Origin of the sequence: Microbacterium fluminis (assembly GCF_051549805.1) — a bacterium.
Taxonomy (GTDB): Bacteria; Actinomycetota; Actinomycetes; order Actinomycetales; family Microbacteriaceae; genus Microbacterium.
This window is the reverse complement of the sequence record NZ_CP196042.1, coordinates 1,710,497-1,736,646: the sequence shown is the minus strand read 5'-3', so window position 1 is coordinate 1,736,646 and position 26,150 is coordinate 1,710,497. Positions and strand designations below refer to the sequence as shown.

27 protein-coding genes and 3 tRNA genes are annotated in these 26,150 nt (G+C 69.7%); 11 read left to right on the top strand and 19 right to left on the bottom strand.

The window, feature by feature from the left end; translation table 11 throughout:
- Nucleotides 1-183: 183 nt before the first annotated feature.
- From ACSJDX_RS08300 to ACSJDX_RS08290, 3 genes are all read left to right on the top strand, one after another.
- Nucleotides 184-256, top strand: a tRNA-Glu gene (locus ACSJDX_RS08300).
- 27 nt (nt 257-283) lie between these two features.
- Nucleotides 284-357: transfer RNA gene (locus tag ACSJDX_RS08295), tRNA-Asp, on the top strand.
- Between the two features lie 65 nt (nt 358-422).
- Nucleotides 423-495: transfer RNA gene (locus ACSJDX_RS08290), tRNA-Phe, on the top strand.
- A 20-nt stretch (nt 496-515) separates the two neighbouring features.
- Here the strand turns inward: ACSJDX_RS08290 and ACSJDX_RS08285 are convergent.
- Nucleotides 516-1,523 carry a tyrosine-type recombinase/integrase gene (locus ACSJDX_RS08285; RefSeq protein ID WP_438354954.1) on the bottom strand — a complete coding sequence of 336 codons (1,008 nt, stop codon included), beginning with the start codon at nt 1,521-1,523 and terminating at the stop codon, nt 516-518.
- Between the two features lie 635 nt (nt 1,524-2,158).
- Nucleotides 2,159-3,382 (bottom strand): IS256 family transposase, encoded by a 1,224-nt coding sequence (locus tag ACSJDX_RS08280; RefSeq protein WP_438352217.1) that lies wholly within the window; start codon nt 3,380-3,382, stop codon nt 2,159-2,161.
- A gap of 749 nt (nt 3,383-4,131) precedes the next feature.
- Here ACSJDX_RS08280 and ACSJDX_RS08275 point away from each other — a divergent pair.
- Nucleotides 4,132-4,746, top strand: coding sequence for a hypothetical protein (locus ACSJDX_RS08275; protein ID WP_438352216.1), 615 nt, complete (start codon nt 4,132-4,134; stop codon nt 4,744-4,746).
- A gap of 85 nt (nt 4,747-4,831) precedes the next feature.
- Here the strand turns inward: ACSJDX_RS08275 and ACSJDX_RS08270 are convergent, their stop codons facing one another.
- From ACSJDX_RS08270 to ACSJDX_RS08255, 4 genes are all read right to left on the bottom strand, one after another.
- Nucleotides 4,832-5,812, bottom strand: a complete 981-nt coding sequence (locus ACSJDX_RS08270) for an arsenic resistance protein (RefSeq protein WP_438352215.1) — start codon at nt 5,810-5,812, stop codon at nt 4,832-4,834.
- 185 nt (nt 5,813-5,997) lie between these two features.
- A complete protein-coding gene (locus tag ACSJDX_RS08265) occupies nt 5,998-6,642 on the bottom strand; it encodes a DsbA family protein (RefSeq protein WP_438352214.1) in 645 nt (214 codons plus the stop codon).
- A gap of 3 nt (nt 6,643-6,645) precedes the next feature.
- Nucleotides 6,646-7,332, bottom strand: coding sequence for a cation diffusion facilitator family transporter (locus tag ACSJDX_RS08260; RefSeq protein WP_438352213.1), 687 nt, complete (start codon nt 7,330-7,332; stop codon nt 6,646-6,648).
- Nucleotides 7,329-7,673, bottom strand: coding sequence for an ArsR/SmtB family transcription factor (locus ACSJDX_RS08255; protein ID WP_438352212.1), 345 nt, complete (start codon nt 7,671-7,673; stop codon nt 7,329-7,331). The genes ACSJDX_RS08260 and ACSJDX_RS08255 overlap by 4 nt, the downstream gene beginning before the upstream one ends.
- Before the next feature lie 111 nt (nt 7,674-7,784).
- Here ACSJDX_RS08255 and ACSJDX_RS08250 point away from each other — a divergent pair, with 111 nt between their 5' ends.
- The 3 genes from ACSJDX_RS08250 to ACSJDX_RS08240 are packed head-to-tail and all read left to right on the top strand — an operon-like array spanning nt 7,785 to nt 8,760.
- Nucleotides 7,785-8,066 (top strand): metal-sensitive transcriptional regulator, encoded by a 282-nt coding sequence (locus ACSJDX_RS08250; RefSeq protein ID WP_438352211.1) that lies wholly within the window; start codon nt 7,785-7,787, stop codon nt 8,064-8,066.
- Nucleotides 8,067-8,098: 32 nt separating this feature from the next.
- The gene (locus ACSJDX_RS08245) at nt 8,099-8,425 is read left to right on the top strand and encodes a heavy-metal-associated domain-containing protein (RefSeq protein WP_438352210.1); all 327 of its coding nucleotides are present in this window, start codon (nt 8,099-8,101) and stop codon (nt 8,423-8,425) included.
- Nucleotides 8,422-8,760: a cation transporter gene (locus ACSJDX_RS08240; RefSeq protein ID WP_438352209.1), complete on the top strand. Its 339-nt coding sequence runs from the start codon at nt 8,422-8,424 to the stop codon at nt 8,758-8,760. The genes ACSJDX_RS08245 and ACSJDX_RS08240 overlap by 4 nt, the downstream gene beginning before the upstream one ends.
- Here the strand turns inward: ACSJDX_RS08240 and ACSJDX_RS08235 are convergent.
- The 6 genes from ACSJDX_RS08235 to hemE all read right to left on the bottom strand — a co-directional run bounded on the left by ACSJDX_RS08235 (nt 8,722) and on the right by hemE (nt 13,624).
- Nucleotides 8,722-9,723 (bottom strand): IS481 family transposase, encoded by a 1,002-nt coding sequence (locus tag ACSJDX_RS08235; protein WP_204964092.1) that lies wholly within the window; start codon nt 9,721-9,723, stop codon nt 8,722-8,724. The genes ACSJDX_RS08240 and ACSJDX_RS08235 overlap by 39 nt on opposite strands.
- 97 nt (nt 9,724-9,820) lie before the next feature.
- Nucleotides 9,821-10,105 carry a hypothetical protein gene (locus ACSJDX_RS08230; RefSeq protein ID WP_438352208.1) on the bottom strand — a complete coding sequence of 95 codons (285 nt, stop codon included), beginning with the start codon at nt 10,103-10,105 and terminating at the stop codon, nt 9,821-9,823.
- Nucleotides 10,089-10,496, bottom strand: a complete 408-nt coding sequence (locus ACSJDX_RS08225; RefSeq protein ID WP_438352207.1) for a phage holin family protein — start codon at nt 10,494-10,496, stop codon at nt 10,089-10,091. The genes ACSJDX_RS08230 and ACSJDX_RS08225 overlap by 17 nt, the downstream gene beginning before the upstream one ends.
- 1 nt (nt 10,497) lies before the next feature.
- Entirely contained in the window at nt 10,498-10,893 is a 396-nt protein-coding gene (locus ACSJDX_RS08220) for a hypothetical protein (protein WP_438352206.1), read from the bottom strand.
- A gap of 98 nt (nt 10,894-10,991) precedes the next feature.
- Entirely contained in the window at nt 10,992-12,563 is a 1,572-nt protein-coding gene (locus ACSJDX_RS08215) for a protoporphyrinogen/coproporphyrinogen oxidase (RefSeq protein ID WP_438352205.1), read from the bottom strand.
- Nucleotides 12,560-13,624: a uroporphyrinogen decarboxylase gene (gene hemE / locus ACSJDX_RS08210; RefSeq protein ID WP_438352204.1), complete on the bottom strand. Its 1,065-nt coding sequence runs from the start codon at nt 13,622-13,624 to the stop codon at nt 12,560-12,562. The genes ACSJDX_RS08215 and hemE overlap by 4 nt, the downstream gene beginning before the upstream one ends.
- A 134-nt stretch (nt 13,625-13,758) precedes the next feature.
- Between hemE and ACSJDX_RS08205 the strand changes: the two genes are divergently transcribed.
- Both ACSJDX_RS08205 and ACSJDX_RS08200 read left to right on the top strand, forming a co-directional pair.
- Nucleotides 13,759-15,039, top strand: a complete 1,281-nt coding sequence (locus ACSJDX_RS08205; protein ID WP_438352203.1) for a glutamyl-tRNA reductase — start codon at nt 13,759-13,761, stop codon at nt 15,037-15,039.
- 217 nt (nt 15,040-15,256) lie between these two features.
- On the top strand, nt 15,257-15,832 hold the full coding sequence (locus tag ACSJDX_RS08200; RefSeq protein ID WP_438352202.1) for an HhH-GPD-type base excision DNA repair protein: 576 nt from the start codon (nt 15,257-15,259) through the stop codon (nt 15,830-15,832).
- A 36-nt stretch (nt 15,833-15,868) separates the two neighbouring features.
- Here the strand turns inward: ACSJDX_RS08200 and ACSJDX_RS08195 are convergent, their stop codons facing one another.
- Nucleotides 15,869-17,965 (bottom strand): ArnT family glycosyltransferase, encoded by a 2,097-nt coding sequence (locus tag ACSJDX_RS08195; protein WP_438352201.1) that lies wholly within the window; start codon nt 17,963-17,965, stop codon nt 15,869-15,871.
- A gap of 118 nt (nt 17,966-18,083) precedes the next feature.
- Here ACSJDX_RS08195 and ACSJDX_RS08190 point away from each other — a divergent pair, with 118 nt between their 5' ends.
- Together ACSJDX_RS08190 and ACSJDX_RS08185 are read left to right on the top strand one after the other, a co-directional pair.
- Nucleotides 18,084-18,437 carry a PadR family transcriptional regulator gene (locus tag ACSJDX_RS08190; protein ID WP_438352200.1) on the top strand — a complete coding sequence of 118 codons (354 nt, stop codon included), beginning with the start codon at nt 18,084-18,086 and terminating at the stop codon, nt 18,435-18,437.
- Nucleotides 18,434-19,786 carry a hypothetical protein gene (locus ACSJDX_RS08185; RefSeq protein WP_438352199.1) on the top strand — a complete coding sequence of 451 codons (1,353 nt, stop codon included), beginning with the start codon at nt 18,434-18,436 and terminating at the stop codon, nt 19,784-19,786. Before ACSJDX_RS08190 ends, ACSJDX_RS08185 begins: the two co-directional genes overlap by 4 nt.
- Before the next feature lie 88 nt (nt 19,787-19,874).
- On the opposite strand, the gene ACSJDX_RS08180 is transcribed toward ACSJDX_RS08185, so the two are convergent.
- From ACSJDX_RS08180 to ACSJDX_RS08155, 6 genes are all read right to left on the bottom strand, one after another.
- Nucleotides 19,875-21,260, bottom strand: a complete 1,386-nt coding sequence (locus ACSJDX_RS08180; protein WP_438352198.1) for a glycine--tRNA ligase — start codon at nt 21,258-21,260, stop codon at nt 19,875-19,877.
- A 55-nt stretch (nt 21,261-21,315) separates the two neighbouring features.
- Complete coding sequence (locus tag ACSJDX_RS08175; RefSeq protein ID WP_438352197.1) at nt 21,316-22,362, bottom strand: hypothetical protein; 1,047 nt, start codon at nt 22,360-22,362, stop codon at nt 21,316-21,318.
- An 8-nt stretch (nt 22,363-22,370) separates the two neighbouring features.
- Complete coding sequence (locus tag ACSJDX_RS08170) at nt 22,371-24,218, bottom strand: substrate-binding and vWA domain-containing protein (RefSeq protein WP_438352196.1); 1,848 nt, start codon at nt 24,216-24,218, stop codon at nt 22,371-22,373.
- 73 nt (nt 24,219-24,291) lie between these two features.
- Complete coding sequence (locus tag ACSJDX_RS08165) at nt 24,292-25,368, bottom strand: hypothetical protein (RefSeq protein WP_438352195.1); 1,077 nt, start codon at nt 25,366-25,368, stop codon at nt 24,292-24,294.
- Between the two features lie 164 nt (nt 25,369-25,532).
- Complete coding sequence (locus ACSJDX_RS08160) at nt 25,533-25,685, bottom strand: hypothetical protein (RefSeq protein WP_438352194.1); 153 nt, start codon at nt 25,683-25,685, stop codon at nt 25,533-25,535.
- Between the two features lie 64 nt (nt 25,686-25,749).
- Entirely contained in the window at nt 25,750-26,148 is a 399-nt protein-coding gene (locus ACSJDX_RS08155) for a hypothetical protein (protein WP_438352193.1), read from the bottom strand.
- Nucleotides 26,149-26,150 lie beyond the last annotated feature (2 nt).

The window sequence follows — 26,150 nt, the reverse complement described above, 5'->3', positions numbered from 1 at the left end:
TCGAATCACACTAGCAACAACAGTCACAAGCGCAACCCTTCGGGCGCAAGCGCGGGCGCAGGCATCCCGGCACATCTTCTCCTCGTGGTCGCGGGGCGGCCGTAGGACGCGCCCTCGATTGGCGGATCCGCGAGGGATTGCGTATGCTTGAGCGTCGGCAAGCGTGAGCCCCCGGGCTCGCCCGGCCCCATCGTTTAGTGGCCTAGGACGCCGCCCTTTCACGGCGGTAGCACGGGTTCGAATCCCGTTGGGGTCACTTCTCGACACACAACTCAATACGCATGGCCCTGTAGCGCAGTTGGTTAGCGTGCCGCCCTGTCACGGCGGAGGTCGCGGGTTCAAGTCCCGTCAGGGTCGCTTCGAGCGACGGGCCCTTTTCGAAGGGCCTTTCGTTTCGAGCGCGGCATCCTCGGTTGCTGCGCGGCTCTGTAGCTCAGTTGGTAGAGCGCACGACTGAAAATCGTGAGGTCACGGGATCGACGCCCGTCGGAGCCACTGGCCCTTTCCCTAGGCTTCTACTGGGGAGAGGGCCTTCTTTTTTCCTCCGCGACTTGGTCTCGCGTCGCTTCTGGCCACAATTTGGCCACGGCGTCCGATGCCTGCGCCCCGAGAGCCGTCGCCACGCTGTTCAGGTCGTCGTCAAACAGGTCAGCGTAGACGTCGAGAGTCATGGCAGCAGATGCATGACCGAGCATCCGCTGCACCGCTTTCACGTGTGCACCGGCCGAGACAGCGAGCGAAGCGGCCGTGTGCCGGAGGTCGTGTGGAGTGATGACGGGGAACGCGGGGTCGACCGCACGACACTCGGCTACCGCCGGTTGAAACACGCGCCGGCGAAAGTTGCCGTTCCGCAGCGCGACCCCGAGAGCAGATGTGAAAATCAGGTCCTCGCGACGCTTGCCGGCAACTCTGCGGGCAAGCCTGTCGATAAGGAATGGAGGCACGGGGACCGAGCGCCGCTCATGTGTCTTTGGCGTCCCCCACACCAACTCTCCACGGACGTCAACGACCGCCTCGTCGACGACGATCCGGTGGCGCTGGAGATCGACCGACCGCGCCCGCAGCGCCGCCAATTCCCCCCAACGCAGTCCCGTATAAGCCAGTGTGAGAATCAGATCGGCATAGTCTCCGCACTGCGAAGCGAGATCAATGACCTGTGCATGCGTCAGATAGCCGCGCCGGTCCCGCGTGATTCGCGGGAGTCGCATGTCCGCGACCGGATTGGTCTGGAGCCGGCCGTCGCGAATAGCCAGCTTGAAGATTCCGCTGAGGACCAACACGACCTGACGCAGGGTTGATGGGCCGAGTCTTTGGCTGAGTTCTGCTGCCCAGCGCTGAACATCTCCGTGCGAGACGTCGCTCAACCGAGTACTTCCCCATCGAGGGAGGATGTGCTTCGCGAGAGAGTATTCATAGCCCGATCGAGTGGACGCCTTGACGTGGACCTGTGCGGCAATCCAATCCCCGGCCACGACGGCGACATCAACGCGGGAGCGACTGGGGTCGACCCACTCTCCACGCATCTGAGCAACCTGTTGCGTCGCGAGGTACTGTTCGGCGTCTCGCTTGGTGCGAAACCCGCGCTTCTGCGTTTGTGAGCGGTCCGGCTTCCGGTATCGCACTCGGTAGCGTCGACCCGCTGCGGTTTCGTACGGCTCAATTGATCCCATGGCTCCAGCGTTGAACTGACGACCGACTGTGGCCAGTAGAAGGCTCAAACCTGCTGTCTCCGCGCTACTCCCGCTACGGCGCGACAACCTTGATTCCGCTGCGTTGACGTTGCCAGATGTAGCGGCGGTCGCCGCTACATCTTGTCGATCTGGCGAAAGTGACCGGTCCCCGCTTGCGGCGGCGATCAATGCTTGACGGTATTGACCAATGTCCTCCGGCGAGTCAATCCAGCAGGCTCGCGATCGATTGATCGCGGCGGTCGTGGGGCGACTCGAGTATTGCTTCCCGGGCGATCCTTCCGCCGATCGATGCCGGCGCTCGCCCCTTGCACGAGCCATTCGCGCCGCCGTACGACGCTGAGCTGGACGATGCATTGACGCGCCGAGGCTGGCACTCCCGACGGGATGACGTCCCCGACTCGCATTTATTGGTGACGTCCCGCTGAGTGGTGGAGTTTCTCAACACCGTGCAGGGTCAGCTGTTGTGATTATGCCGCGGTCAGTTCTGGGATCGCCACCTCCTCGTGTTCGGCGGTGAGGAGCTTCATCGAGTGCTCCGAGAAGTAGCGGCGGTCGGCGCCGTCCCATTCATCGTGCTGCTCGATCAGGACGTGCCCCGCGAGGCGCAGCAGCGCGGCCGGGTTGGGGAACGTGCCGACCACGTCGGTGCGGCGTTTGATCTCTTTGTTGACGCGTTCGAGCGGGTTGGTGGACCAGATCTGTCGCCAGTGCGCGGCGGGGAACGCGCAGAACGCGAGGATGTCGTTCTTCGCGTCCTCGAGCATGCCGGCGATCTTCGGGTGCGACCGGGTCAGCATGCGGACGACCTCATGGAACTGGGTGAACACATGCTCGGTGTCGGGCTGCGCGAAGATCGTGCGGATGATCGACGCGACCATCGGGCCGGCGGTCTTCGGGACGTTCGCGAGCACGTTCCGCATGAAGTGAACCCGACACCGCTGCCATGACGAGCCTTGGAACACGGTGTCGATCGCGGCGATCAGCCCGGTGTGAGCATCGGAGATCACCAACTTCACCCCGTCCAGTCCGCGGGCCTTGAGGGATCGGAGGAACGTGGTCCAGAACGGCTGCGATTCGGTGTCCCCGACCTCGAACCCCAGGACTTCCCGGCGCCCGTCGGCGGCGACACCGACCGCGACGACCACGGCTTGGGAGACGACGCGCCGGCCGACGCGGGCTTTGCAGTAAGTCGCGTCGAGGAACACGTAAGGGTATGTCGTGTCTGCGAGCGGCCGGTCCCGGAACGCGGCGACGTCCTCGTCGAGGTTGCCGCAGATCCGCGAGACCTCCGACTTCGAGATGCCGGTGTCCGCGCCGAGCGCCTTGACGAGATCGTCGACCTTGCGGGTGCTCACGCCGTGCACGTACGCCTCCATCACGACCGCGAACAGTGCTTGATCGACTCGGCGGCGGCGTTCCAGCAGCGACGGGAAGAACGACCCTTGCCGCAGCTTCGGGATCCGCAACTCGAGCTCACCCGCGGTCGTAGTGAGCGTGCGAAGCCGGGACCCGTTGCGCTGGGTCACCCGGTCCGGGCTGCGTTCGAACGGGGCGGCGCCGATGAACGCGGCCGCTTCCGCGTCGATCAGCTCTTGGTAGAGCGTCTCGGTCGCGACCCGGATCCGGTTATTCACATCTGTGAGTTTCAGCTCCCCGAGCAACTCGAGGAGGGCAGACTGGTCAAGAGCCATCGTGCGTATGTGTCCTTCCGTGAGATTCCTAGACAGTTCTCACTGACCATCGCACGATGGCTCACCACGTCATCGACGTGACACTCGAGCCGGGAAACTACACCACCCCACGGGACGTCACCCCATTTATTCGACATGTGGACGTGGCCCCCCTCAGAGCGATACGCGCAGCCAACCGTTATTCACCACGAAGGAAAACAGTTGAGGGTGTTCTATGCCATCTCTCCGATCCGTGCCCGAGCTCCGCACACGACGTTCGAGGATCGGGCGCAGCTTCTCGATCAAATCGCCTACATCGAAGCATGGTCATGACGTCTCATAATTGCCGCTGGAGGACAACTCCCGCCTACAGCGATGTATCTCGGCGGCTTGCTCGTCGACTCGCTGAGAAGGCAGCCGATAATCTTCGGCGGTCAGGCTGGATCGTCGACGTCGACGACACCGGGCGATACCGGGCCGAGCGTCCAACTAAGGAGAACCGGGGGGCCGGCCAAGATAGATGGATCAATCGACCGAACCGGAGCATCAACCCGATCCCGGAGGATCACGCCGCTTCTGTCCGCTGTCAAGGGCGCAGAGCGTCGCAGGCGATGCCCGGCGGGCACCCTTGACAGCGGACAGAAGCGGCGCACAATCGCTGTTTATTGGGTCGATGGCTCAACCTGACGCGCAAATGATTGCAAGCAGCACTCGACCGATCACCAACAGGATCGGCTTCCTAACGGCGTCAACCGACGAGACAATTGGGCATGCCGCCACTTACCCCGCACATGTCAGGACACTTCTCGACACCGACGTGGGCGGGCGATCACAGCCTCCTGTTCGCCCGAGCGTGGGCTGAGCGGCTCGCAAGACAGGTTGAAGCTGTGCGCGTTGCAGCTCGGGCCGCCGAGCTGATCGATCGTCAGATCGAATACATGGAGGAGTGGAGTCCCAGCGAGCTCGACTACGACCGTGCATTCCGAGCTCTTTGGTCGGAATGCGTGCTTACGGTATGGATTGCGGATGGGCTCGATCGTTGGCTAAATCTTCTGTATCGGGCGATCGGTGAGGAGCCTCCCGCCTCAATTCCTCACCTCCGTCACCTGAGAAACGCGCTGATGCACCTCGACGAGGCGGTCTTTGACGAGGCCGGTGCGCACGCTGGTGTCGCGAGCAGCCGAAATCGGAGCCTCCGCGAACTTCCGGGATCTCGCGTCCTCGTCCAGACGTGGACGGAGGGGTCTCCGTTGTTCGATCTGCTGGATGTCGCACAGTTGGAGGCAATCGCGCGCGAGCTGCTCGCCCGCCTCGATGCCGAGATGGATGCGCTCGTGGAGGACTACGTTGTGCAGGCGGAGATCGATCGCCGTCGGGGTAAGTGACAACCGGCACGCATCTAACAGCCATGCCCGCACTACGTTCTACCGGATTCGCCTGACGCTCCCGCGAATCGTCGCCAACCGACCCCTACGCCGGCATCGACGCCGAGCGGGACGGGAGCAGGCGCGGGATGAGGCGAACGAAGATCACCATGGCAATCAACTCGACGAGGGTCTGAGTGACCACCACGAGCGGCGCGAGGTCGAACGCGGCCGGGAGTGCAAGGACGAGCGGGAGGACGACGAGAGAGTTGCGGGTCGCACCGCTGAACACAATCGCCTTCCGCGCGGGGACGTCCAGCCGCGCCGCCCTGCCTGCAAGGGCGCCGATCGGGACCATGACCGCGGCGAACAGCACATAGACAGGGATCGCGAGCAGAAGCGCGCCGAGCTGCCGGCCGACGCCGGCAATCTGGGAGGCGACGACGACAGCAAGGGTGAGCATCATCAACGGCACCATCGCACCAAGCACAACCTCCTGCACCGCCGCACCCCAACGGGTGCGGGCGGCAGCGAGCTGGGTAAGCCCGGCCGTCACGAGCGGCAGGACAATGAGCAGCAAGAACGCCTCGACGAAGGGGGCGAGGTCGACCGCCTCGACGAACTCGGCACCGACGAACAACCACAGGTAAAACGGCAGCAGGAGCATCTGGGCGAGCATCAGCAGCGGCGCGGCCGCCAGCAGCCGGTCCTTCGCGCCGCCGGCGATACCGGTGAAAACGATCACGTAGTCCACGCACGGCGTCAGCAGCACGAACAGCACCCCGACCAGGAGCACCTGGTCGTGGGCGACAATCCGCGACAGCAGGAACACCACAATCGGCACCAGCACGAAGTTCACGACGAGAACGGTGGAGAGGAACCGCCAGTCCCGGAACGCCTGCCCGATCTTGGCGAACGGCACCCCGAGGAAGGTCGCGTAGAGCAACAGCCCGAGCACGGGATTGATCGCCAACTCTGCCGGATGCGCGATCGCAGGCACCAGCAGGCCCACCGCGGCGCCGAGCACCAGCGCGGCGAGGTAGAGCGGGATCTGAACCCGCTCCATCCACTTGACAATCGATCGCATGTACTCATCCTCCCAAGGGTCCAAGGGTCACTATCGACGCTGCCAGCGCGTGAACTCTTGATCCTCTGTACGACCGGACGCTCGGCTGCCTGTGGGACGTGGCAGATGGCCACACAGGCTTAGGCCCGGCATATCCGGTTGCATCCAATAGCGTGGTGTACGGATCCGTTCGGTCATATCGACGTCTAACCGCGCAGAGCCGCCTCGATCGCCGTCTCCAGGTCGTTCCACCGCTCGATCAGAAGCGGTTCTCCGTCGATGAAGAACGTGGGCGTGCTGCCCACGCCTAACGCCCGCCCTTCCTCGAAATCGGAGCGAACCCGCTCTTCGGTCGCAGGATCGGCAACCGCTGCGTCGTACGCGCTCATGTCGAGTCCGAGCTGCGCGGCGTAGTCCCGGAACAAGGCGGCGCGTGATTCCTGAGCCTCGCCCCATTCAGTTTGTGTCTCGAACAGCCGGTTATACATATTCTCGAACTGGCCTTGCCGGGCGGCAGCTTCGGCGGCTACCGCAGCGTGGGTGGAATTGACGTGTCCGGGCAGGGGGAAGTAGCGCACCGCGTAGGTGATGCGCCCGGCATACTTCTCGCGCAGCTCCTCGACAACCGGGTAGTACGCGCCGCACGCTTCGCACTCGAAGTCCAGGAATTCCACGACGATCACCGCGTCGGCGCCGCCGTCGTCAAGAACGTGTGAGTCCGATCGGAGGATGCTGGCCGATGCTGGATCGGGTGCCTGCGCGCGGTCGACGAGGAAGTAGACCAGCCCGGCGAGGACGAGAGCGACAAGAACGGCGGCCGCTGCGATCAGCGGTTTAGCGGCGGTCTTCACGGCTCAGTGCTCGTGGTGGTCGTGTTCGTGTTCGTCGTCGTGCTCGTCTTCCAGGAGCATTCCGACCGAGGTGGCGCAGGCGTCGCCGCGCCATGCCTCGATGCCCTCGCGGATCGCGAAAGCGGCGATGACGAGGCCGGCGATCGCATCGGCCCACCACCAGCCGAACAGGCTGTTCACGACCAGGCCCACCAGTACAGCCGCGGAGAGGTAGGTGCAGATGAGCGTCTGCTTCGAGTCCGCGACGGCCGTGGCCGATCCCAGCTCGCGACCGGCCCGACGCTCAGCGAGCGAGAGGAACGGCATGATGACGACGCTGAGGGCGGTGATGACGATGCCGAGGGTGGAGTGCTCGACGTCGACCTGGCCGACGAGCGCGAGCACAGACGTGACCGTGACGTATGCGGCCAGGGCGAAGAACGCGACGGCGATGACGCGGAGAGTGCCCTTCTCCCATCGCTCGGGGTCGCGGCGGGTGAACTGCCAGGCGACCGCGGCCGCCGATAGAACCTCGATGGTCGAGTCCAGTCCGAACCCGATCAGTGCGGCTGACGAGGCCACCGTGCCAGCGGTGATCGCGACCACGGCCTCGATCAGGTTGTAGGCGATCGTCGCGGTGACGATCCAGCGGATGCGGCGTTGCAGAACCAGCCGGCGGTCGTCGGCGAGGCGGGGAGTGATGGTGGTCATGCGCAGGTGCAGCTCTCTCCGGCGCAGCAGCCCGGCTCGACGTAGAGGACGACGCGCAACAGCTCGTCCAGGGCGGGCGCCAGGTGAGTATCGGCGAGCCGATACCAGGTGCGTCGCCCGTCCGGTACGGCCTCGACGAGGCCGCAGCCGCGCAGGCACGCGAGCTGGTTGGACATGACCTGGCGAGAGACGCCCAGTGCGTCGGCGAGGTCGGAGGGGTACGCGGGAGCCTCGCGCAGGGCAAGCAGCACCCCCGCGCGGGTGGTATCCGAAAGAGCGTGCCCGAGCCGCGCGAGAGCCGCGGTATGGGTGACGGTGGCGGACGCGGTGGCAGTGGACATACACCGATAGTACATAGGAACGTGAATTCACGCCTTGCGATATCGGTGAAGGGTTGTCTTCCTCATGGATTCCCTTGACATCTGTATACGGTAGGGGGGTAGGGTATACGGGTGAACGGTTACGAGGGCAACAAGGATGACCTGCTGAAGCGGCTGCGCCGCGCGGAGGGCCAGGTGCGCGGAATCGCGCGAATGGTCGAGGAAGACAAATACTGCATCGACATTCTCACCCAGGTGTCCGCTGCGACGAAGGCGCTGGAGACGGTGGCGCTGTCCCTGCTCGGGGATCACCTGAGTCACTGCGTCGCGGAAGCGAGCGCCGAAGGCGGGCACGTCGCCGCCGAGAAGATCCGTGAAGCCAACGACGCGATCGCGCGTCTCGTTCGCTCCTAACCACCCACGAAACCCCTAGAGGACTACTCATCATGACTGACCGCATCGACCTTGGACTGACCGACTCCGGCGCAAGCTGCGCATGCTGCTCCACCGGTTCCGCAGCCGCGCCGGCGACCCCGGCTGTGGACGCTGCGGTGACCGACGAAATCCTCGTGACGGGAATGACCTGCGCGCACTGTGTCGCGAGCGTCACCGAAGAACTGACCGCGATCGACGGCGTGCAGAACGTTGCCGTCGATCTGAACGCCGACGGCACTTCGCGGGTGACCATTCACAGCGCACGACCGATCGACGCCGATGCGGTGCAGGCCGCGGTCGAGGAAGCCGGATACGCCCTGGCAGGTGACCCGGTATGACCGCCCTCGACGTCGAACTCGACATCTCCGGGATGACGTGCGCCTCGTGCGCGTCCCGGATCGAACGCAAGCTGAACAAGCTTCCCGGAGTGGAAGCGACGGTGAACTATGCCACCGAGAAAGCACGCGTCCGCGGGACCGACGTCGACACCGCCGACCTCATCACCGCCGTCGAATCCGCCGGCTACCACGCCGCCCTCCCAGTCCCGCCTGCGACGAAACCGGACCAGGCCGCCCCGGCACGAGACGACGATGAAACCGGGTCGCTGCGCCGCCGCCTGCTGATCAGCACCGCCCTAGCTGTACTTCCCCGTGACGTTGTGAACGCGGGCTGAGGGGGTCTGGCCGCCGATCCCGGTGTGGGGTCTGTGGTGATTGTAGTGATGCAGCCAGGTCTCGTATGCCGCGGCTCGCTCTGCTTCGCTGGCGTAGGGCTTGGCGTAGGCCCATTCGGCGGCGAGGGTGCGGTTGAAGCGTTCGACCTTCCCGTTGGTCTGCGGCCGATACGGCTTTGTCCACTTGTGCTTCACACCGTCGCCGAGCGCGTCCGCGAACGCGTGTGACCGGTAGCACGCGCCGTTGTCTGTCATCACGGCGGTGACCGTGACTCCGAGGCTCGCGAAGAACGCGTTCGCGCGGGTCCAGAACCCTGCCGCGGTCTCCTTGCGTTCGTCGTCGAGGATCTCCGAGTACGCGACTCTCGAGTTGTCGTCGACGGCGTGGTGCAGATACCGGTAGCCGCGGGAGCCGGCCGCTCCTGACCGTGCGGCCTTGTCACGGACGGATCCCGCGGCACGGTCCTGCGCCGATCCGCGGCCGAAGGCGCGCCAGCCGCCGCCATCAGGGATCCGGCCCTGCTTCTTGATATCGACGTGGATCAGCTGGCCCGGTCTTGCGACCTCGTACCGCTTCGGCGTCGGCTTGCGGACTGGCAGCCCGGTGGCCTGATCGATGTTCACGAGCTTCGGCATCCCATACCTGGCCAGCACCCGGCCGACCGTCGAGCGGGCAAGGCCCAGGTGATACGCGATCCGGTGCGGACCCCACCGGCGGGTGAACCGCAACGACACGATCCTCCGCTCCGTCTTCCGCGGGAGCCGGTTCGGCGAGGTCTGCGGCCTGAAGCTGCGGTCCGTCAACGGCAGCCCGGCCCGATACCGGTCGACCCACCGTTTCGCCGTCGCGGGCGAGCACTGGAACCGTTCCGCTGCCCGCCGCAACGACCAGCCCCGATCCACGACGAGGACAGCAAGACGACGACGCCCTTCCGGCGTCAAAGGCGCGTTAGCGTGAGACACGAAGACCTCCGTGGTCAGGATGCGAGTGTGGTAACCCACATCCTGCCCGGAGGTCTTCGCCTACCTCACCCGTTCACAACCTCCCGGGGAAGTACAGCTAACGGGTGTAGATCCGCACGGCCGCCCAGACGATCGCTCCGACCGCGGCGGCACCGGCCACGACGCACGCGGCGGCGGCAGCCGGGTTGCGGCGGGAGAAGCGACGCGCCTTCTCGACGGTGCGGTCGGTCGCACGCGACAGCCTGCGAGGCAGGTTGCCCTTCTCCTCGATGGCGGCGAGCGCGGCCTTCAGCTCGGCGCGCGCGCTCTCCACGGGGTCGGTGATCCCGAGGGCGACGCCGGTTCGCGGCACGGGCACGGGTGCGTCAGAGATCGAGCTCATCGCGCACTCCCTTCACATCCTTGGCGACGGACTGGGCGGGGTTCTCGTCCTTGCCGATCCGGCGGAAGCGCATGATGCCCAGCAGCGCCAGGATGCCGGTGATCACGAGCATCACGACGAACACCGCGAGGGCCGACAGCCACACCGGCCACCACGACGAGAGCCCGGCGATGACGAAGGTGCCGAGCACGGGCACCGACCAGAACAGCACGAACAGGGCGCCGACGAACCACCCGGCGCCGATACCCGCGCTCTTCGCGGTGCGGCCCGCCCACGCCTTGGCGGCGTTGAGCTCGGCGACGACGAGGTTGCGGACGAGTTCGGGGATGTCTCCGAGCAGCGTGAACAGGCTGTCGTCGGAGCGGTCGCGGAAGCCGCGAGGCGTGGTCATGTCAGCTCCCGCCGCGACCAGCCGCGTCCGCGACGCCGTCGATCGCGTCGTCGGCGGCCTTCTTGACGGCCTTCTTCGTCGTGCCGGCGGCCGAGGCGACGTCGTCGACCGAGTCCTTGCCGGCCTCGATCGCGGCATCCAGTCGGTCGCCCGCCGTGCCGCGGTCGCCCGATGCCGCCTTCGTGACCTTCACCGCGGTGTTCCACAGCGTCTTGGGCAGCGCCATCGCGCTGGATTTCGCGAAGTCCTTGACCTTGTCGACCTGATCCTGGACCGGGTCGAGGTTCCACACCTTGAGAGCCTGCGTCTTGATCTGCTCGTACCGCTCGCGTCCGGCGCGCGTGCCGAGCACGTAGCCGACGCCGATCCCGATGACGAGTCCTACCTTGCCCCTCATGGGGTCTCCTCACGCTTGATGAGACTGCTGGTCTGCTGTCCAGGGTAGCCCTGTATGCCGATTCCGGCATCCGCCCTTGACAAGCCTCTCCGCGAGGCTCAGTCCTCGCGCGGGACGGCCCCGAACAGAGCCGCGCGGCGCACGCGCTCCGCCTCGCGCACGGCGTCGGGCACGACCTGGGCGAGCCCGGTGCCCGCCAGCCACGCTCCGACCGCGGCGAGCCCGGCGACCTTGTGCACCGCTGCGCGCGCCACCCTCTGCGCGGCGGCCCGGCCGATCACCGACCCCGGCTGCGCCTGCGTGTAGCGCTCGCGGTGCGCCCCCCGCAGCTGCGCGCCCGTGAGCGGGACGCCGAGGAGAGCGGATGCCTCCGACAGCGCGAGGGCCGCGGCATCCGCGTCGTCGAGCGCCTCGGTCGCGGGGGCCTCGCCCTGCGCGCCGAACGAGACCCGCACGACGTGCAGGCCGGGGGCGGATGCCTCGACCCACCCCCATTTCGCGGTCGAGTGCGTGAGCGCCTTCGCGGTGTGGCTGCCCGGGACGGTGAGTACACCCGAGCCGCGCGGACGGGCGTCGAGGGCGGGCACATCGAGCACGAGGGTGACGATCTCGACGACGGGGGCGGCGCCCGGGGTCTCGCGCGCGAGCCCGGGCGCGTGCGGTGCGAGCAGGCGCCGCGCGTCGGTCTCGGGGGTCGCGACGATCACGGCGTCGGCGGTCAACTCGCCGGCTGAACCCGCGGCCGACTGCGACAGTTCTTCACGTTCGCCCGTATGAACCTCGTGGGGCGGATGCGCATCTGTGTCACGAACAGGCGGATCCGCGAGGAGGGGGTCGTCAGGCGCGGAGTCGGTGAGGGAGACGGTCCAGCCGCCGCCGGCGCGTGGGGCGAGGGCGGTGGCGGCGGTCGACACCCGCACGTCGGCACCGAGCTCGACGAGGCGCGTGTGCAGAGCCTCGGGGAGGCGGGCCATCCCGCCGTCGATGCCCTGGACCGCGGCGCCGGGAGCGGTGGTTCGATCGCCGACCAGCTGCGCGACTCCGCCCGACAGTGACCCCGCGCGGGTGAGCGCCGCGTTCAGACCCGGCGCGGCGAGGTCGACGTCGACGTCGTCGGGCCGCGCCGAGTACACCCCGCTCGTCACCGGTGCGACGAGCCGGTCGAGCACGCGCGCGCCCATCCTCGAGCGCACGAGCGCCCCGAGGCTGTGCTGGTGGCCGATCGTCAGCGGCGGGCGGAGCCGGTCGAGGTAGGCGCGCCAGGCTCCGCGCCAGCCGATGATGCGGCGCACGTCCTCGTCGAACGGATTGGCGGGGATGCCCAGCACTCCCCCGCCGGGCAGGGGTGCGGCATCCCCTCCCGGGATCCCGGCGACCCACGCGCGGCCCGGGTTCGGCGAGACGACCGCGTCGCCCAGACCGAGTTCGTCGATCAGCCCGCGCACCGTGCCGCCGCGGGTGGCGAAGCTCTCCGCGCCCGCATCGACGGTGACGCCGGCGACCTCCGCGGAGCGCACGACGCCGCCGACGCGATCGGATGCCTCCACCACCGTCACCCGGATGCCCACCTTGGCGCACTCCAGCGCCGCGACGAGGCCCGCGATCCCGCCGCCGATCACGACGACCGAGGTCTCGGACGCGGACGCGGCGAGGTCTTCGACCCCCGTCATCCATCCTCCCCGTGCGCGCGGGCGACGATGCGGGTGAGCACCGTCGGGTCCGTCTCGGGCGGCACTCCGTGTCCGAGGTTGAGCACGTGCGCGCGGGCGGCGCGACCGCGGGCGATCACGTCGTCGACGTGCGCGGCGAGCACGTCCCACGGCGCCGTGAGCAGCGCGGGGTCGATGTTGCCCTGCACGGTGGTGTCGGGCCCGAGGATCGCGGCGGCCTCGTCGAGCGGCAGACGCCAGTCGACGCCGACCGCATCCGCCCTGCCCGAGGCATCCGCTCCCTCGTCGATCAGGCGCATGTCGGCGAGGATCGGCCCGGTGCCGACCCCGAAGTGGATCGTGGGCACGGTGCCGAACAGCGGGGCGAGCGCGGCGCGCGAGTGCGGCGCGACGAACGCGCGGTAGTCGGCGGGCGACAGCGAACCCGCCCACGAGTCGAACAGCTGCACGGCGGATGCCCCGGCGGCGACCTGCACGGAGAGGAACGCGTGCGAGACCTGCGCCAGCCAGCCGGCGAGGCGGTGCCAAGAGGCCGGGTCGGCGTGCATCATGCCGCGGGCGCGGAGGTGCTCCTTCGAAGGTCCGCCCTCGACGAGGTAGGCCGCAAGGGTGAAGGGTGCGCCGGCGAAGCCGATCAGCGGGGTGTCGCCGAGTTCGGCGACGGTGATCTGCACCGCTTCGCGAACCGGAGCGGCCGCCTCGACGATCGCGGCCGGATCGATCGCGGTGAGACGGTCGACATCGGATGCCGTGCGCACTGGATCGGCGAACACCGGGCCGCGACCGGGCTCGATGTGCACCTCGACCCCGGCGAGCTTGAGCGGCACCACGATGTCGCTGAAGAAGACGGCGGCGTCGACGCGGTGACGGCGCACCGGCTGCAGCGTGATCTCGGAGGCGAGGTCGGGGGTGAGGCACGCGTCGAGCATGCGGGTGCCGACGCGCAGCTCGCGGTACTCGGGGAGCGAGCGCCCGGCCTGCCGCATGAACCACACCGGCGGGCGGTCCTGACGCTCGCCCCGGAGGGCGCGGACCAGGGCGGATTCGTGCGGCTGCGGCATCCGTCCATCCTTCCACCCGCGCCTGTGCGGTGTTCGCGCGAGTCTCGACGTGGAGAGATGGTGCCCGCGCCGCGGAATCTCGACGTCGAGGGACCCGGGCCGGATGCCGCGCGGGCCGGGATATCCTGGAGCACGTGCTGATGTGCGTCACGGCGAGTCACAAGACCGCCTCCTTCGAGCTCCTCGAGCGGCTCAGCACCCCGACCACGCCGATCGCACCGCTCATCTCCGCACACGCCGACTGCGTGCAGGGCGCCGTGGTGGTGGCCACCTGCAACCGCTTCGAGGCCTACGTCGAGATGGACGAGCCGGTCACGGCCGCCGGCGCCGTGGGCGTCGAGGCGACGCTGCTCGCGATCGAAGCCGCCACCGGCGTCGCCGCCGCGGAGCTCGACGGCTCGTACGAGGTGATCGAGGGTGCGGACGTCGCGCAGCACCTGTTCGCCGTCGCATCCGGGCTCGAATCCGTCATCGTCGGCGAGGGCGAGATCGCCGGCCAGGTGCGCCGGGCGCTCGTCGACGCACGCGCCGAGGGCACCACCTCGAGCGAGCTCGAGCGGCTGTTCCAGCGCGCGAGCGAGACGCAGCGCGGCGTGAAGAACTCCACGGCCCTCGGCCGCGCCGGGCGGTCGCTCGTGCGGCTCGCGCTCGACCTCGCCGACTCGCGCATCGCCGACTGGGCGCAGCTGCGCGTGCTGCTGGTCGGCACCGGATCGTACGCCGCGGCCACCCTCGCGGCGCTGCGCGACCACGGCGCCACCGACATCGCGGTGCATTCGCCCTCGGGGCGCGCTGCGGCGTTCGCGCTCAAGCACGGCGTCCGCGCCGTCACCGACTACCCGGCCGACGCCGCCTCCGCCGACCTCGTGATCACCTGCACCACCTCGATGGTGCTGTCGGCGTCGATGCTCGCCGCTCCGCACGACGGTCGCCGCATGGTGATCGACCTGGGCCTCCCCCGCAACGTCGACCCCGACGTCGCCGGCCTCGACCGCGTCGACCTCCTCGACCTCGAGACGATCCGCCTGCACGCACCCCTGGAGGAGCTGCAGGCGACGGATGCCGCGCGCGAGGTCATCTCGGTGGCCGCCCGCCGCTTCGCCGACCGGGGCGAGCGCCGCGCCGTCGAGCCCGCCCTGGTGGCCCTGCGCTCCCACGTGTTCGAGCTGCTCGAGTCGGAGGTCGCCCGCTCTCGTGCCCGCGGCGACGACGGGGCGATCGAGCAGTCGCTGCGGCACTTCGTCGGCGTGCTGCTGCACACCCCGACCACGCGCGCGCACGAGCTCGCCGCCTCCGGTCGCGCCGACGAGTACGCCGCAGCCCTCGAGACGCTGTTCGGCATCGACGTCGAGCCCGCGGCGGATCCCGTCGGGCCCGAGGCATCCGCCCGCCCGTCGCTGGACGCCGCCGGCTGACCCGCTCCGCACCCGCCGCCTCGACCCGCACTCGGGGGTCGCAACAGGCCGCATCCCTCACATGTGTTCCGCGTGTTGCGACACCGGAGCCTGGGCCCCCGCAACGGCCCGCCGCACTCGGGGGTCGCAACACGCCGCACCCCTCACAAGTGTTCCGCGTGTTGCGACACCTGAACACTTCGACGCACGCACCAGGCCCCGGTGCCAGACTGGGGACATGAGCCTGCACATCACCGGCGACGACGCGGCCGACCAGCTCCTCACCGACGATCCGCTCGCGCTGCTGATCGGGATGCTGCTCGACCAGCAGGTCGCCATGGAGACGGCGTTCTCGGGCCCGCTGAAGATCCAGGAGCGGGTGGGGCGAGTGGATGCCTCGACCCTCGCCGGGTACGACCCGGACGCGTTCGCCGAGGCGTTCAAGACCACTCCGGCGGTGCACCGCTACCCCGGCTCGATGGCCGGGCGCGTGCAGTCGCTGTGCCAGGCGATCGTCGACGACTGGGGAGGGGACGCTGCCGCCCTCTGGACCCGCGGCGAGCCCGACGGCGCCGAGGTGCTGAAGCGCCTCAAGGCGCTCCCCGGGTTCGGCGAGCAGAAGGCGAAGATCTTCCTCGCGCTTCTCGGCAAGCAGTACGGGTTCACGGGCGCGGGGTGGGTGGAGGCATCCGCCCCCTACGGCGAGGACGGCTCGTTCCGCTCGGTCGCCGACATCGTCTCGCCCGAATCGCTCACGAAGGTGCGCGCGCACAAGCAGGCCATGAAGGCCGCCGCGAAGGCCGCGAAGGCCTGATCCCGCGTGGCGCGGGCCGACGTCGCGGGGTGGGGGTCACCCCGTGGTGCAGAGGTACAGCGAGGTGCTCGGGGAGTCGGCGGGCACGGTGCAGTTCGCCTGCACCCACGTGCGGATCTGCGCCGAGGTGCTCACGTCGACCGTGCCCGACCCGCCGCCGGTCGGGCCGCCGCCCTGACCGCCGGCCCCGCCGCCCGAGAGCACCACGTATCGCAGCTGCCCGTCGGCGACGAGCGTCTGGAACACCGCGAGCGTCGGCACCGGATCGCCGCCGTTGAACCCTCCGATCGGCAGGAACGACCCGCCGTCACTGGCGAGGATGAGCGTCGCCGCCGACTGCGCGCCGAACGTCGCCGCGAGATAGCGCGCATCGCCGGCGTTCTGCCGCAGGTAGGCGATGAGCGTGGCATTCTGCGAGCCGGAGGCGGATGCTGCGCCACCCGGGGCGCCGCCGGAAGCCGTCCCACCGGCCGACCCCGCGCCGCTGCCGTCCTGCCCGCCGGGAGCCGTTCCCCCGGCGAACCCCGAGCCCGCGCCGCCCTGCGCACCCGGAGGCATCCCGCCGGCGGCACCGCCCGGAGCGGCACCCTGCGGCATCCCGCCCGCGAAGCCGCTGTCGGCTCCGCGAGCCGCGCCGCCGGGCGCTGCCGCGAAAGCACCGCCGCGGCCGCCGAACCCGGCCATCTCCGACGCGCCGCCCGCGACGGGGTTGATCGAGCTCGGATGCGCGATCGTCACGATCGACCACACCAGGGGCGTGAGCAGGAGGCCGACGCCGACGAGCGCGGCGGTGCCCACCCGCAGCCAGCGACCGGCGCCGCCGCGGTCAGGCTCGGCCCCGCCCTGCGAGCGACGCCGCACCACCAGCATCCCGATCGCCCCTGCCGCCGCGACGGCCTGCACCACCGCGATCGGCACCGAGTAGCCGCCGGTCGAGATCCCGATCCCGAGCGCCGTGATCGCGGCCGTCGCCAGGAGCAGCACCTGCGGCCAGGTGCGCCGGGCGCGCCACGCCGCGCCGAACGCGAGGCCCACGGCCAGCGCGATCGGCACCGCGAGCGCCGCCGTGTAGAACTGGTGCATCCCGGCGACCACCGAGAACATCACGGCGAAGGTCGCCAGCCACACCGTCACCAGCACGGTCACTGGGCGTGCGTAGCGCAGCATCCACAGCACCACCACCGCCGCGATCGCGGTCGGCAGCAGCCAGGCGATCTGCCCCGCGAGCTGTTCGTTGAACAGCCGCAGCACGCCCGGGCTCCCCGAGAACGGCGGCGTGAACGAACGGTAGGCGGTCGTATCGGCGGTCGCCGAGCCGAAGCGTCCGAGCCCGTTGTAGCCGAACACCATCTCCCAGGCGCTGTTCTCGAGCGTGCTGCCGATGTAGGGCCGAGCGGACGCCGGGATGAGCGAGACGATCACGATCCAGAGAACGGATGCCGCGAGGCTGACCGCTCCCGCGACGGCCAGGCGCCACAGTTTGCCGAGGAAGCCCCCGCGGGTGCACAGCCACGCGGCGGCGAGCGCCGGCCACACCGCCCACGCCTCGAGCATGTAGGTCTGGAACGCGAGCGCGATGAACAGTCCCGCGCCGATCAGCCGGCCGAAGCTCCGTCGGGTGATCGCGTGCACGCTCGCCCACACCGCGGCGGCGAGCCCGAGCACGAAGAACGTCTCGGGCTGGTTCGAGCGCGACACCGCCACGAGGATCGGCGTCGTCGCCACGACCGCGCCCGCGAGGATTCCCGCGCCCGGACCGAGCAGGCGCTTGACCGTGATCGCGACGAGCAGCGCCGCGCCGACGGCCGCCAGGGCGTTGGGCAGGACGACCGTCCAGGCGGAGAAGCCGAACAGCCGGATGAACAGCGCCGGAATCCAGAACGATCCGGGGATCTTGTCGAGCGTGACCGTCCCCGCCGGATCCAGCGCGCCGAAGAAGAAGTTCGGCCAGCTCCGACTCATCGACAACGCGATCGACGCGTAGTAGTCCGACATCGAGGCCGTCGACGTGGCCCAGGTGGTGAGAGCGGCGGCCGCGACGGCGAGCACCAGCATCCCGGTGTGCCATCCGGTCCACCGCAGGTGAAGGCGAGGGCGGAAGGCGACGGGAAGGATGCCGGCGGTCGTGGTCACATCGGGAGGGTAGGCGCGCTGCTCCCTGAGGGGCCTTGGCCTCGGCTTGGAATCGGCTATGCGCCGGTTCGCGGGATCGATCGTTGCAATATTCCGCGCGTCGTAATATACCTGTCTCATGACCGCTCCACTCTCGACCCCGAGCTTCTGGATCCTCACGGCTCTCGCGGGCGGCAGGCGTCATGGCTACGAGATCCTCCGGGAGACGGCGGATGCCTCGCGCGGCGCGGTGACGCTCAAGGTGACGACGCTCTACTCGGCGCTGGAACGTCTCGTGCGGGAGGGATCGATCGTCGCCGACGGCGAGGAGATCGTCAGCGGCCGCGCACGCCGCTACTACGTGCTGTCCGATGACGGGGCCGCTCGCCTCGCCGATGCGGCCGACGCACTCGAGTCCCAGGCGCGGACAGCGCGGGCGCGGCTGGCGGCCCCCCGCGCGACGCCGATCCGCGGAGCGGCCGTGCGCCCGTGAGCCTCGACGAACGGGCGTTCCGCCGGCTGCTGCGGTGGTATCCCCGGTCATGGCGCCACGAGAACGGCGCCGTGCTGCTGTCGACGCTCATCGACGCCGCCGAACACGAGCAGCGCGCGAGGCCCACGATCGCCGAGCACCGGGCGGCGTTCGTGCACGGCACAGCCGCGCGCCTCACACGGCGCACCGCGATCGTGCTCGCGTTCCTCGCGCTCGGCGGCGCGACCGTCGGGGGCATGCTGTCGATCTGGGCGCCGACGAGCGGCGGAGGGATGCTGCCGGTGCTGCTGTCCGGGATCGTGCCCGCCCTCGCCTCGCTCGCGCTCCTGTGCGTCCTGCGAGAGCATGGACGGCTGGGCGACGGAGACACCCTCGCCACCGCCGCGCTCGCCGTGACAGCGTTCAGCCTCAACGTGCTCACCGCCGCATCGTGGTCGCTCGGGTTCGACGCCGCCGACACCGGGCAGCCGGTGGAGGGTCTCGCGGCCGCCTGGCTCCCCCTGTTCGCCGCCGCCGTGCTCACCGGCGCCGCGGCGATCGCCCTCCTGGTCGACGCGCTGCTCTCGCGCAGCGCGATGCCGCACGTCGCGCGCATCGCCCTCGCCGTGCTCACCGGTGTCGTCTCGGCACCCGTTCTGGGCTACGGCACGATCAGCCCGCTGACCAGCGCCCTCCTGGCCGTGGGTGTCGGCGTGATCGCTGTGTGGCCGGGGAGCCTTCGCACGCTGGGGACGCCGCCCGGGCGCGCGGGAGGCCGCCTCTCCGCCGTCCGGCGGATCGCTGATCCGGCGGACGCGCGCACCACCGCGCGACTGCTGGCCCTGATCGCGCTGGCCGCGAGCGCGATCGGTCTGGTCTACGCCTTCACCGGCGCGCACTGGTCACCGGGCGCAGCCGACGGCACGGTCGCGATGGGTCAGGGCATCGCCATACTGCTGCTCTCCGGCATCCCTCTCGTCTCGTCTCTCGGTCTGCGCGAGACGGCGACGGCCGGCATCCGGCCCCTCAGGTGGGGACCCTGGGCGCTGGTCGCGCTCGGTCTCGGATGCGGCGCCCTCGGCTACGTCGAATCGCCGTCGCAGACCGGGATGCCACTGGGCTTCCACGTCGGTGCCATCGTCATCGGCGGCGCGATCGCGTGGTCGATCATCGTCCGCGTCCCGTTCTCCCGCACCGGCGCCGTGCTGCTCGGCGGGTTCACGGGAGCCCTCTACGCCGCCTACGCGGGTGTGATGCTCCTGCCGTTGCTCGGGTTCGCCGTGCCGATCGTCGCGGTTGTCGTCGCCGTCCGCCCGACGCGCGACAGGCTCCGCGACCAACGCACGGAGCCCGTCGCCGCCTCGGGGTGACGGCGCTCAGCGGCTCAGTTGCGCCGATCTGCGGTCATCGTCATCGCGATGACGACCGAACGGCGCAACTCACGCCGGACGTGGGTCCTCAGGCCCCGCGCAGGCGCTCCGCCAGGTACCCGTGCAGACGGTCGAGCGAAACCCGCTCCTGGTTCATGGTGTCGCGGTCGCGCACGGTGACGGCGCGGTCCTCGAGCGAGTCGAAGTCGATCGTGACGCAGAACGGCGTGCCGACCTCGTCCTGCCGGCGGTAACGGCGGCCGATGGCGCCGGCGTCGTCGAAGTCGATGTTCCACTCGCCGCGCAGGTCGGCGGCGAGCTCGCGGGCGATCGGGGAGAGCTGCTCGTTGCGCGACAGCGGCAGCACGGCGACCTTGACCGGAGCCAGGCGCGGGTCGAGCTTGAGCACCGTGCGGGTGTCGGTGCCGCCCTTCGCGTTGGGCGCCTCCTCCTCGGCGTAGGCGTCGACGAGGAACGCCATCATCGCGCGCGTCAGGCCGAACGAGGGCTCGATCACGTACGGCGTGTAGCGCTCGCCCGAGGCCTGGTCGAAGTAGGTGAGGGACTGGCCGGATGCCTCGGAGTGGCTCTTCAGGTCGTAGTCGGTGCGGTTCGCGACACCCATCAGCTCGCCCCACTGCTTGCCGGGGAAGCCGAACGCGTACTCGACGTCGATCGTGCCTGCGGAGTAGTGCGCACGGTCCTCGGCGGGCACGTCGTAGCGGCGCATGTGGTCGGGGTCGATGCCGAGGTCGATGAACCAGTCCCAGCACGCCTCCACCCAGTGCTCGAACCACTGCTGCGCCTCGGCGGGCGGCACGAAGAACTCGATCTCCATCTGCTCGAACTCGCGCGTGCGGAAGATGAAGTTGCCGGGCGTGATCTCGTTCCGGAACGCCTTGCCCACCTGGCCGATGCCGAACGGCGGCTTCTTGCGGCTGGCGGTGAGCACGTTGGCGAAGTCCACGAAGATGCCCTGCGCCGTCTCGGGGCGCAGGTAGTGCAGGCCGCTCTCGTCGTCGACGACGCCGAGGTAGGTCTTGACGAGGCCGGAGAAATCCTTGGGCTCGGTGTACTGACCCTTGGTGCCGCAGTTCGGGCACGGCACCTCGGCGAGCCCGCCGACGGCCTCGCGGCCCTTGCGCGCCTCGAAGTCCTCGATCAGGTTGTCGGCGCGGAATCGCTTGTGGCAGTGCAGGCACTCCACGAGGGGGTCGCTGAACGTGGCGACGTGACCGGATGCCTCCCACACGCGCTTGGGCAGGATGATCGACGAATCGAGGCCCACCATGTCGCCACGGCCGCGCACGAACGTCTGCCACCACTGGCGACGGATGTTCTCCTTCAGCTCCGTGCCGAGCGGGCCGTAGTCCCATGCCGAACGGGAACCGCCGTAGATCTCGCCCGCCTGGAAGACGAACCCGCGATGGCGGGCGAGGGCGATGACCTTGTCGAGGCGGGACTGTTCGGCCATGGTGGCTCCAATGGTCGGGAAGCGGGGTTCTCCGCACGAATGGCGGAGAACCAGTCTACTGAGCGGTCCCGCCCGGGCCCGACCCCTCCGAGCCCTCGGCACTGTCGAACGCGCGGTCCCACTCCTGCAGCTCGCGGCGCTTGCCCATGAGGCCGTCGAGCGACACCTGGAAGTGCAGGGCGCGGCGCGCGTTGACCTGCTTGATGTTCGCGACGACCTCTTCCGAGACGGCACCGAGCGCGGCCTCGACCTCGCGCGCGCGCTCTTCGGGGTCGTCCCACAGGTCGGGACGGGTCTGGATGTCGAGGAGGTAGTCGCGCTGCAGCGCGCCGCTCAGCCGCCTCAGCTTGTCGTCGTACTCGACGGCGGCGATCCCGCGCTGCCCGTCGTCGGCTCGGCTCTGCAGCCGGCGGAACAGCTCCGGCACATTGGCCACGAGCGCCCCGATCGCCTCCGCCGTGCGCGCCGCGGCCGTGTTGCCCGCTGCCCCCGCGGCGGCGTACGCGCCGCGATCGGCCGTGAGCGCGGCGAGATGGGCACGGATGCTGTCGGGCGGGCCCTGCTCGCCGCGCGCACCGCCCGCGCGCCGCCGACGGCGGGTGCCCGCGATGAGCCCGATCGTGACGCCGACTCCCACGACGACGGCGGAGACGGCCAGCACGATCCCGAGGACGGGATCGCCGGCCGCAGCATCGCCCGGTTGGGCGAGGTTCCTGTCGCTCGCGACCATCACGCCGGTGATCGTCTGCGGAATCGAGGCGCTCGGGCCGCCGAGTGCCTCCGATTCGTTCGCGATCCGTAGCGCCTGATCGTTCGGGATCGCACTCGAACCGGCGGCGACATCGTTCCCGACGGCGACGATGATCGTGCCGTATTCGGGGTGCGCCTCGCGCAGTGCCGCCACGATGTCGACGGTGGATGCCTCGAGGTTCGCGTTCGTCGAGAACACCGCCACCGCGATCCCGTCGCCGGACACCTGCTGCGAGAGCTGCTCGCGCAGCCCGGTCGCCCCGGCGACCTCGGGCGAGACGAAGACGTTCGTCGAGGAGAGCGCGTTCGACGCTTCGTCGATGTAGCCGCCCGAGGCGGTGAGCACCAGCATCCGACGCCTCAGAAGTTGTTGATGACGGACGCGAACACGAGGTCGATCTTGGCCGGATCGGAGGCGTCGAACCACTGTCCGCCCGTGGCCTCGGCGATTCGCTGCAGGGCCGAGATGTCGGCGCCCTCGCCGTAGGCGATCGGGAAGATGCGCACCGGCGCGGCCTTGCCGCCCTCGCGCGACGACGTGCCGATCTTGGCGATGAGCGAGTCGAGCGACAGGGTCGAGTCGGTGTCCTTGCCGTCGGAGAGCACGACGATCGCGTTGATGCGGCCCGGCTGCGCACGTGCGCTCATCGCGTCGTACGCGGCGGCGATCGCGTCGTACATCGGCGTGCCCTGGCGGGTGGCGTAGCGCAGGTCGGCGAGCGAGGTGTTGATGGACTCGAGGTCGGCGGCCAGCGGAGCCACGTCGCGCACCTGGATGATGCCGTCACCGACGGGCGAGGACACCCCGGTCGTGAACGCCCACACTCCCACCTCGTCGGTGCGGCGGAAGTGCCCGAGCGTGGTCTGGGCGCCCTCGATCGCGCCGTCGAGCTTGGAGCGGCCGTCGCCGATCGAGTCATCCATCGAACCGGAGATGTCGATCACCTCGAGCACCGACGACGGCTTGCGGATCTGCGTCCACTGGTCGATCGCGGTGGAGACCACGTCCACGCCCGGTCGCGGCAGCGTCACGGCGGGACCTGCGGGATCGACCCCGAACGGCGTCGTGAACAGGTCGCCGAGGGGCACCGAGGCATCCAGAGGCCGGAAGCCGAACTGGGGCAGGATGCGCTGCGCGGGCGCCGTCTGCACGAAGGCCGCGAACGCCGCGCCGGCGGTGCGCTGCTCCGGCGTGACCCACGAGGCGCCGAGCACGGTGATCGGGTTGTCCGACCAGATCGACCCGCCCTTCGGGTAGACCGCGACGAGCTTCTCCTTCGGCGGAGTCAGGGTCTCGCCCGGCTGGACGGTGTGCGAGTCGGGGTTGCCCAGGTTGTAGTTGAGGAGGGAGGTCTCCTCGAGTGCCACCGCCGACACGTAGCCCGACCCTCCGGCGCCGTTCTGCGTCTCGTCGTACAGCCGGGTCAGCACCTTGCCGGTCGTGTCGCCGTAGTGGATGACGCACTCCTCGAACACGCGCGAGAACTGCTCGGACGCCGCGACGTCGGCGGCGGTGAGATCGGCGGTCTTGCCGGATGCCTCGTACGACTGCATCAGGATGGCCGACAGGCCCGTGGTGGAGGTGTTCGGGTTGGTCTTGGAGATCTTGAACGACCCCCAGATCGGCTTGCCCACGCTCGCCCACCCGTTCGGATCGGCGCACAGCTTCTCGAAGTCGGCGATGCCGAGGGGCTTGTCGGGGTAGCCGAGCGCCTTGGCCATCGACTCCGGCACCCCGAACACGACGGGCGTGTGGGTGAACGACGTCGGCTCGGGAACCAGGGAGGCGGATGCGGCGGCCGCGACCCGCTCGGTCCACACGGTCGAGGCCGGTGACCACATCGACGGCCACCGACGGGTGTCGGCGGCCGGCCAGTCCTGCCCGGACGTGAGGTACCGGGTGGCGTCGCCGGAGGAGACGTTGATCGGGCGCACCGTCGCGCAGGTGGACAGCGCCTTCGCCTCGGGCGAATCCTTGAACGCCTGAGCGAGGGCGTCGAGCATGTTGACCTTCTCGGACGAGGTCGCCACCACCACGCTCGTGCACCCGTCGTCGGCGAAGTCGCTGCCGCCGGACGGGCTCGGCGACCCGCCGCCGAAGCATCCGCTCAGCGTCAGTCCCGCGACGAGCGCCACCGCCGCAGCGGCCGGACCGCGGCGTCGCGCGGCAGAGGAGCGGGCGGCGGGAACACGTCGTCGCGGGCGCATGCCCACAGCCTATGCGGCGGCTGTGACGGTCGCACCCGTCCCCGATCGTGGAGGCGGGCTCAGGCGGTCGGCGTCAGCTGATCCCGCACCAGTGGCTCGCCCAGGTCAGGATCTCGCCCCGCATCGTCGGATCGGCGGCGAGCTGGATGATGCCGGGCTGACCGTCGATCTCGACGTCGACGTTGAAGACCGTTCCGCGCTTGTCCTCCTGGATCACATGCGCGTCGCAGCGCCCCGGCAGCAGCGGGAGGTGCACGGTCTGGGGAGCTCCGCCGGGCGCGAGCGCCGCGCCGATCGGATACACCGCCGGCTGGGCGCCGCCCACGGTGCCGAACGACAGCAGGTTGGTCTGGTGGATGCCCAGAACGGTCGCCGTCTGAGGAGCGGCGGCGGCATCCGTGGGCGCCGTCGCCGCGACGGGTGCGATGTCGATCGCGAGGTCGGCGGGCTGCCCCGCGGCCGACGGTGTGAAGGAGCCGATCGTGACCTTTGCGATACCGGCGACCTGCTGGCCGAGGCACTCGTGGTCGTACATCGACTCGAGGAACGGGATCGGCTCGGACAGCTGGGCCACGGCGATCGCGATCGACGCACCGAACTGGTAGTTCACCGTCGCCCGGGTGGTGGTCGCGGACGGCAGGCCCCCACCGGTGGGTCCCGGTGTCGGTGTTGCGGCGGGGGTCGGTCCGCTCGCGCCGGGCGTCGGACCGGCGGGCGCGCGCGTGGCGTCGGGAGTGGCCGAGGGGGTCGCAGCGGGCGTGAGCTCGGTCTGCGGCGAGCCGTCGCCGGGCGCGACACCCGTCAGATCGGCCGAGCAGTTCATCTCGGGCAGCTGGATGCGGATGTCGACCGTCGCGCCGGGGGCGATCGTGGTCTGGCGACGGATCGTCCGCACGGCGTGGCCGGCGAACCGCGGGTCGTCGACGCGCACCGTGCCGATGACGAGCGGCTCGGTCGCGGTGTTGTGGATGCGCAGCTGAGCCTGCCGGTCGGCGACGTCGGAGCGCAGCTGCACGATGGACGCCTCGATGCCGCCCGGCAGCGACGTGGCCGAGGGCTGCGGACGCGGCGGCTCGGCGCAGCCGGCCAGGACGACGGCGGCGATCAGCACGGCGGCACCGGCCGCGATCAGGCTCGCGGTGCGTCTCATGCGGCGCGCCGGAGGCGTGCGCGCGTCACCACGACGTCGCGGAGAGCCGGGAGGGCAGACCGGTGGCGTGCGATGGACATGAGATCAGCGTATTGGCCGATCCCAGGCGGTTCCTGCGAGAACGGCCGTCGTTGCCGACCCGTGATCTCGCCCCCCTCAGGCGATCAGGCGGCGAAGAGCCGCACGGCCGCCGCATCCGGAGCCGGCCGGAACGTGGAACGCGCCGTCATCGGTCCCCGCCGGCGCACCGGGAGCATCGCCGCGCACGCGTCCGACCACCGTCGCACGATCCGCTGCGCCGATCGCCGCATGGCCACGTCTCCACCCTCGCCGCGGATGCGACGTCACGGTGCAGGAGAGGGCGGATGCCGCACTGATACCTCAGCCGGAGAACTCCGTGGCCTCGCCTCGGCGGCGCGGGCGGAGCCGGCTCGGTGCGGGCCACTCCAGCTCGATGCGCGTGAACGGCACGTCGATCGCGCCGAAGTCGTCGGTGTGCACCACGACGCGGCCGGCCGCGGCCGGAGCGGGAGGCGGAGTCACCTCCGCGATCCGCACGCGCAGCGGCGGGGCATCCGGCCGTTCCAGCATCCACACGTCGGCGAGGAACCCGAGTCCGCGACCTTCGAGCACCGCTTCGGCGTCGAGCCACTCGAGAGGAACGGATGCCTCGCGCCCGAGCAGGTCGACCGGCACCCACAGCGCCCCCGGGGCGGGCCGGATCCACCCGACGAGCTCGCCGTCGTCGCGGCGGTGCGGGGTCCAGTCCTCGGCGATCACGC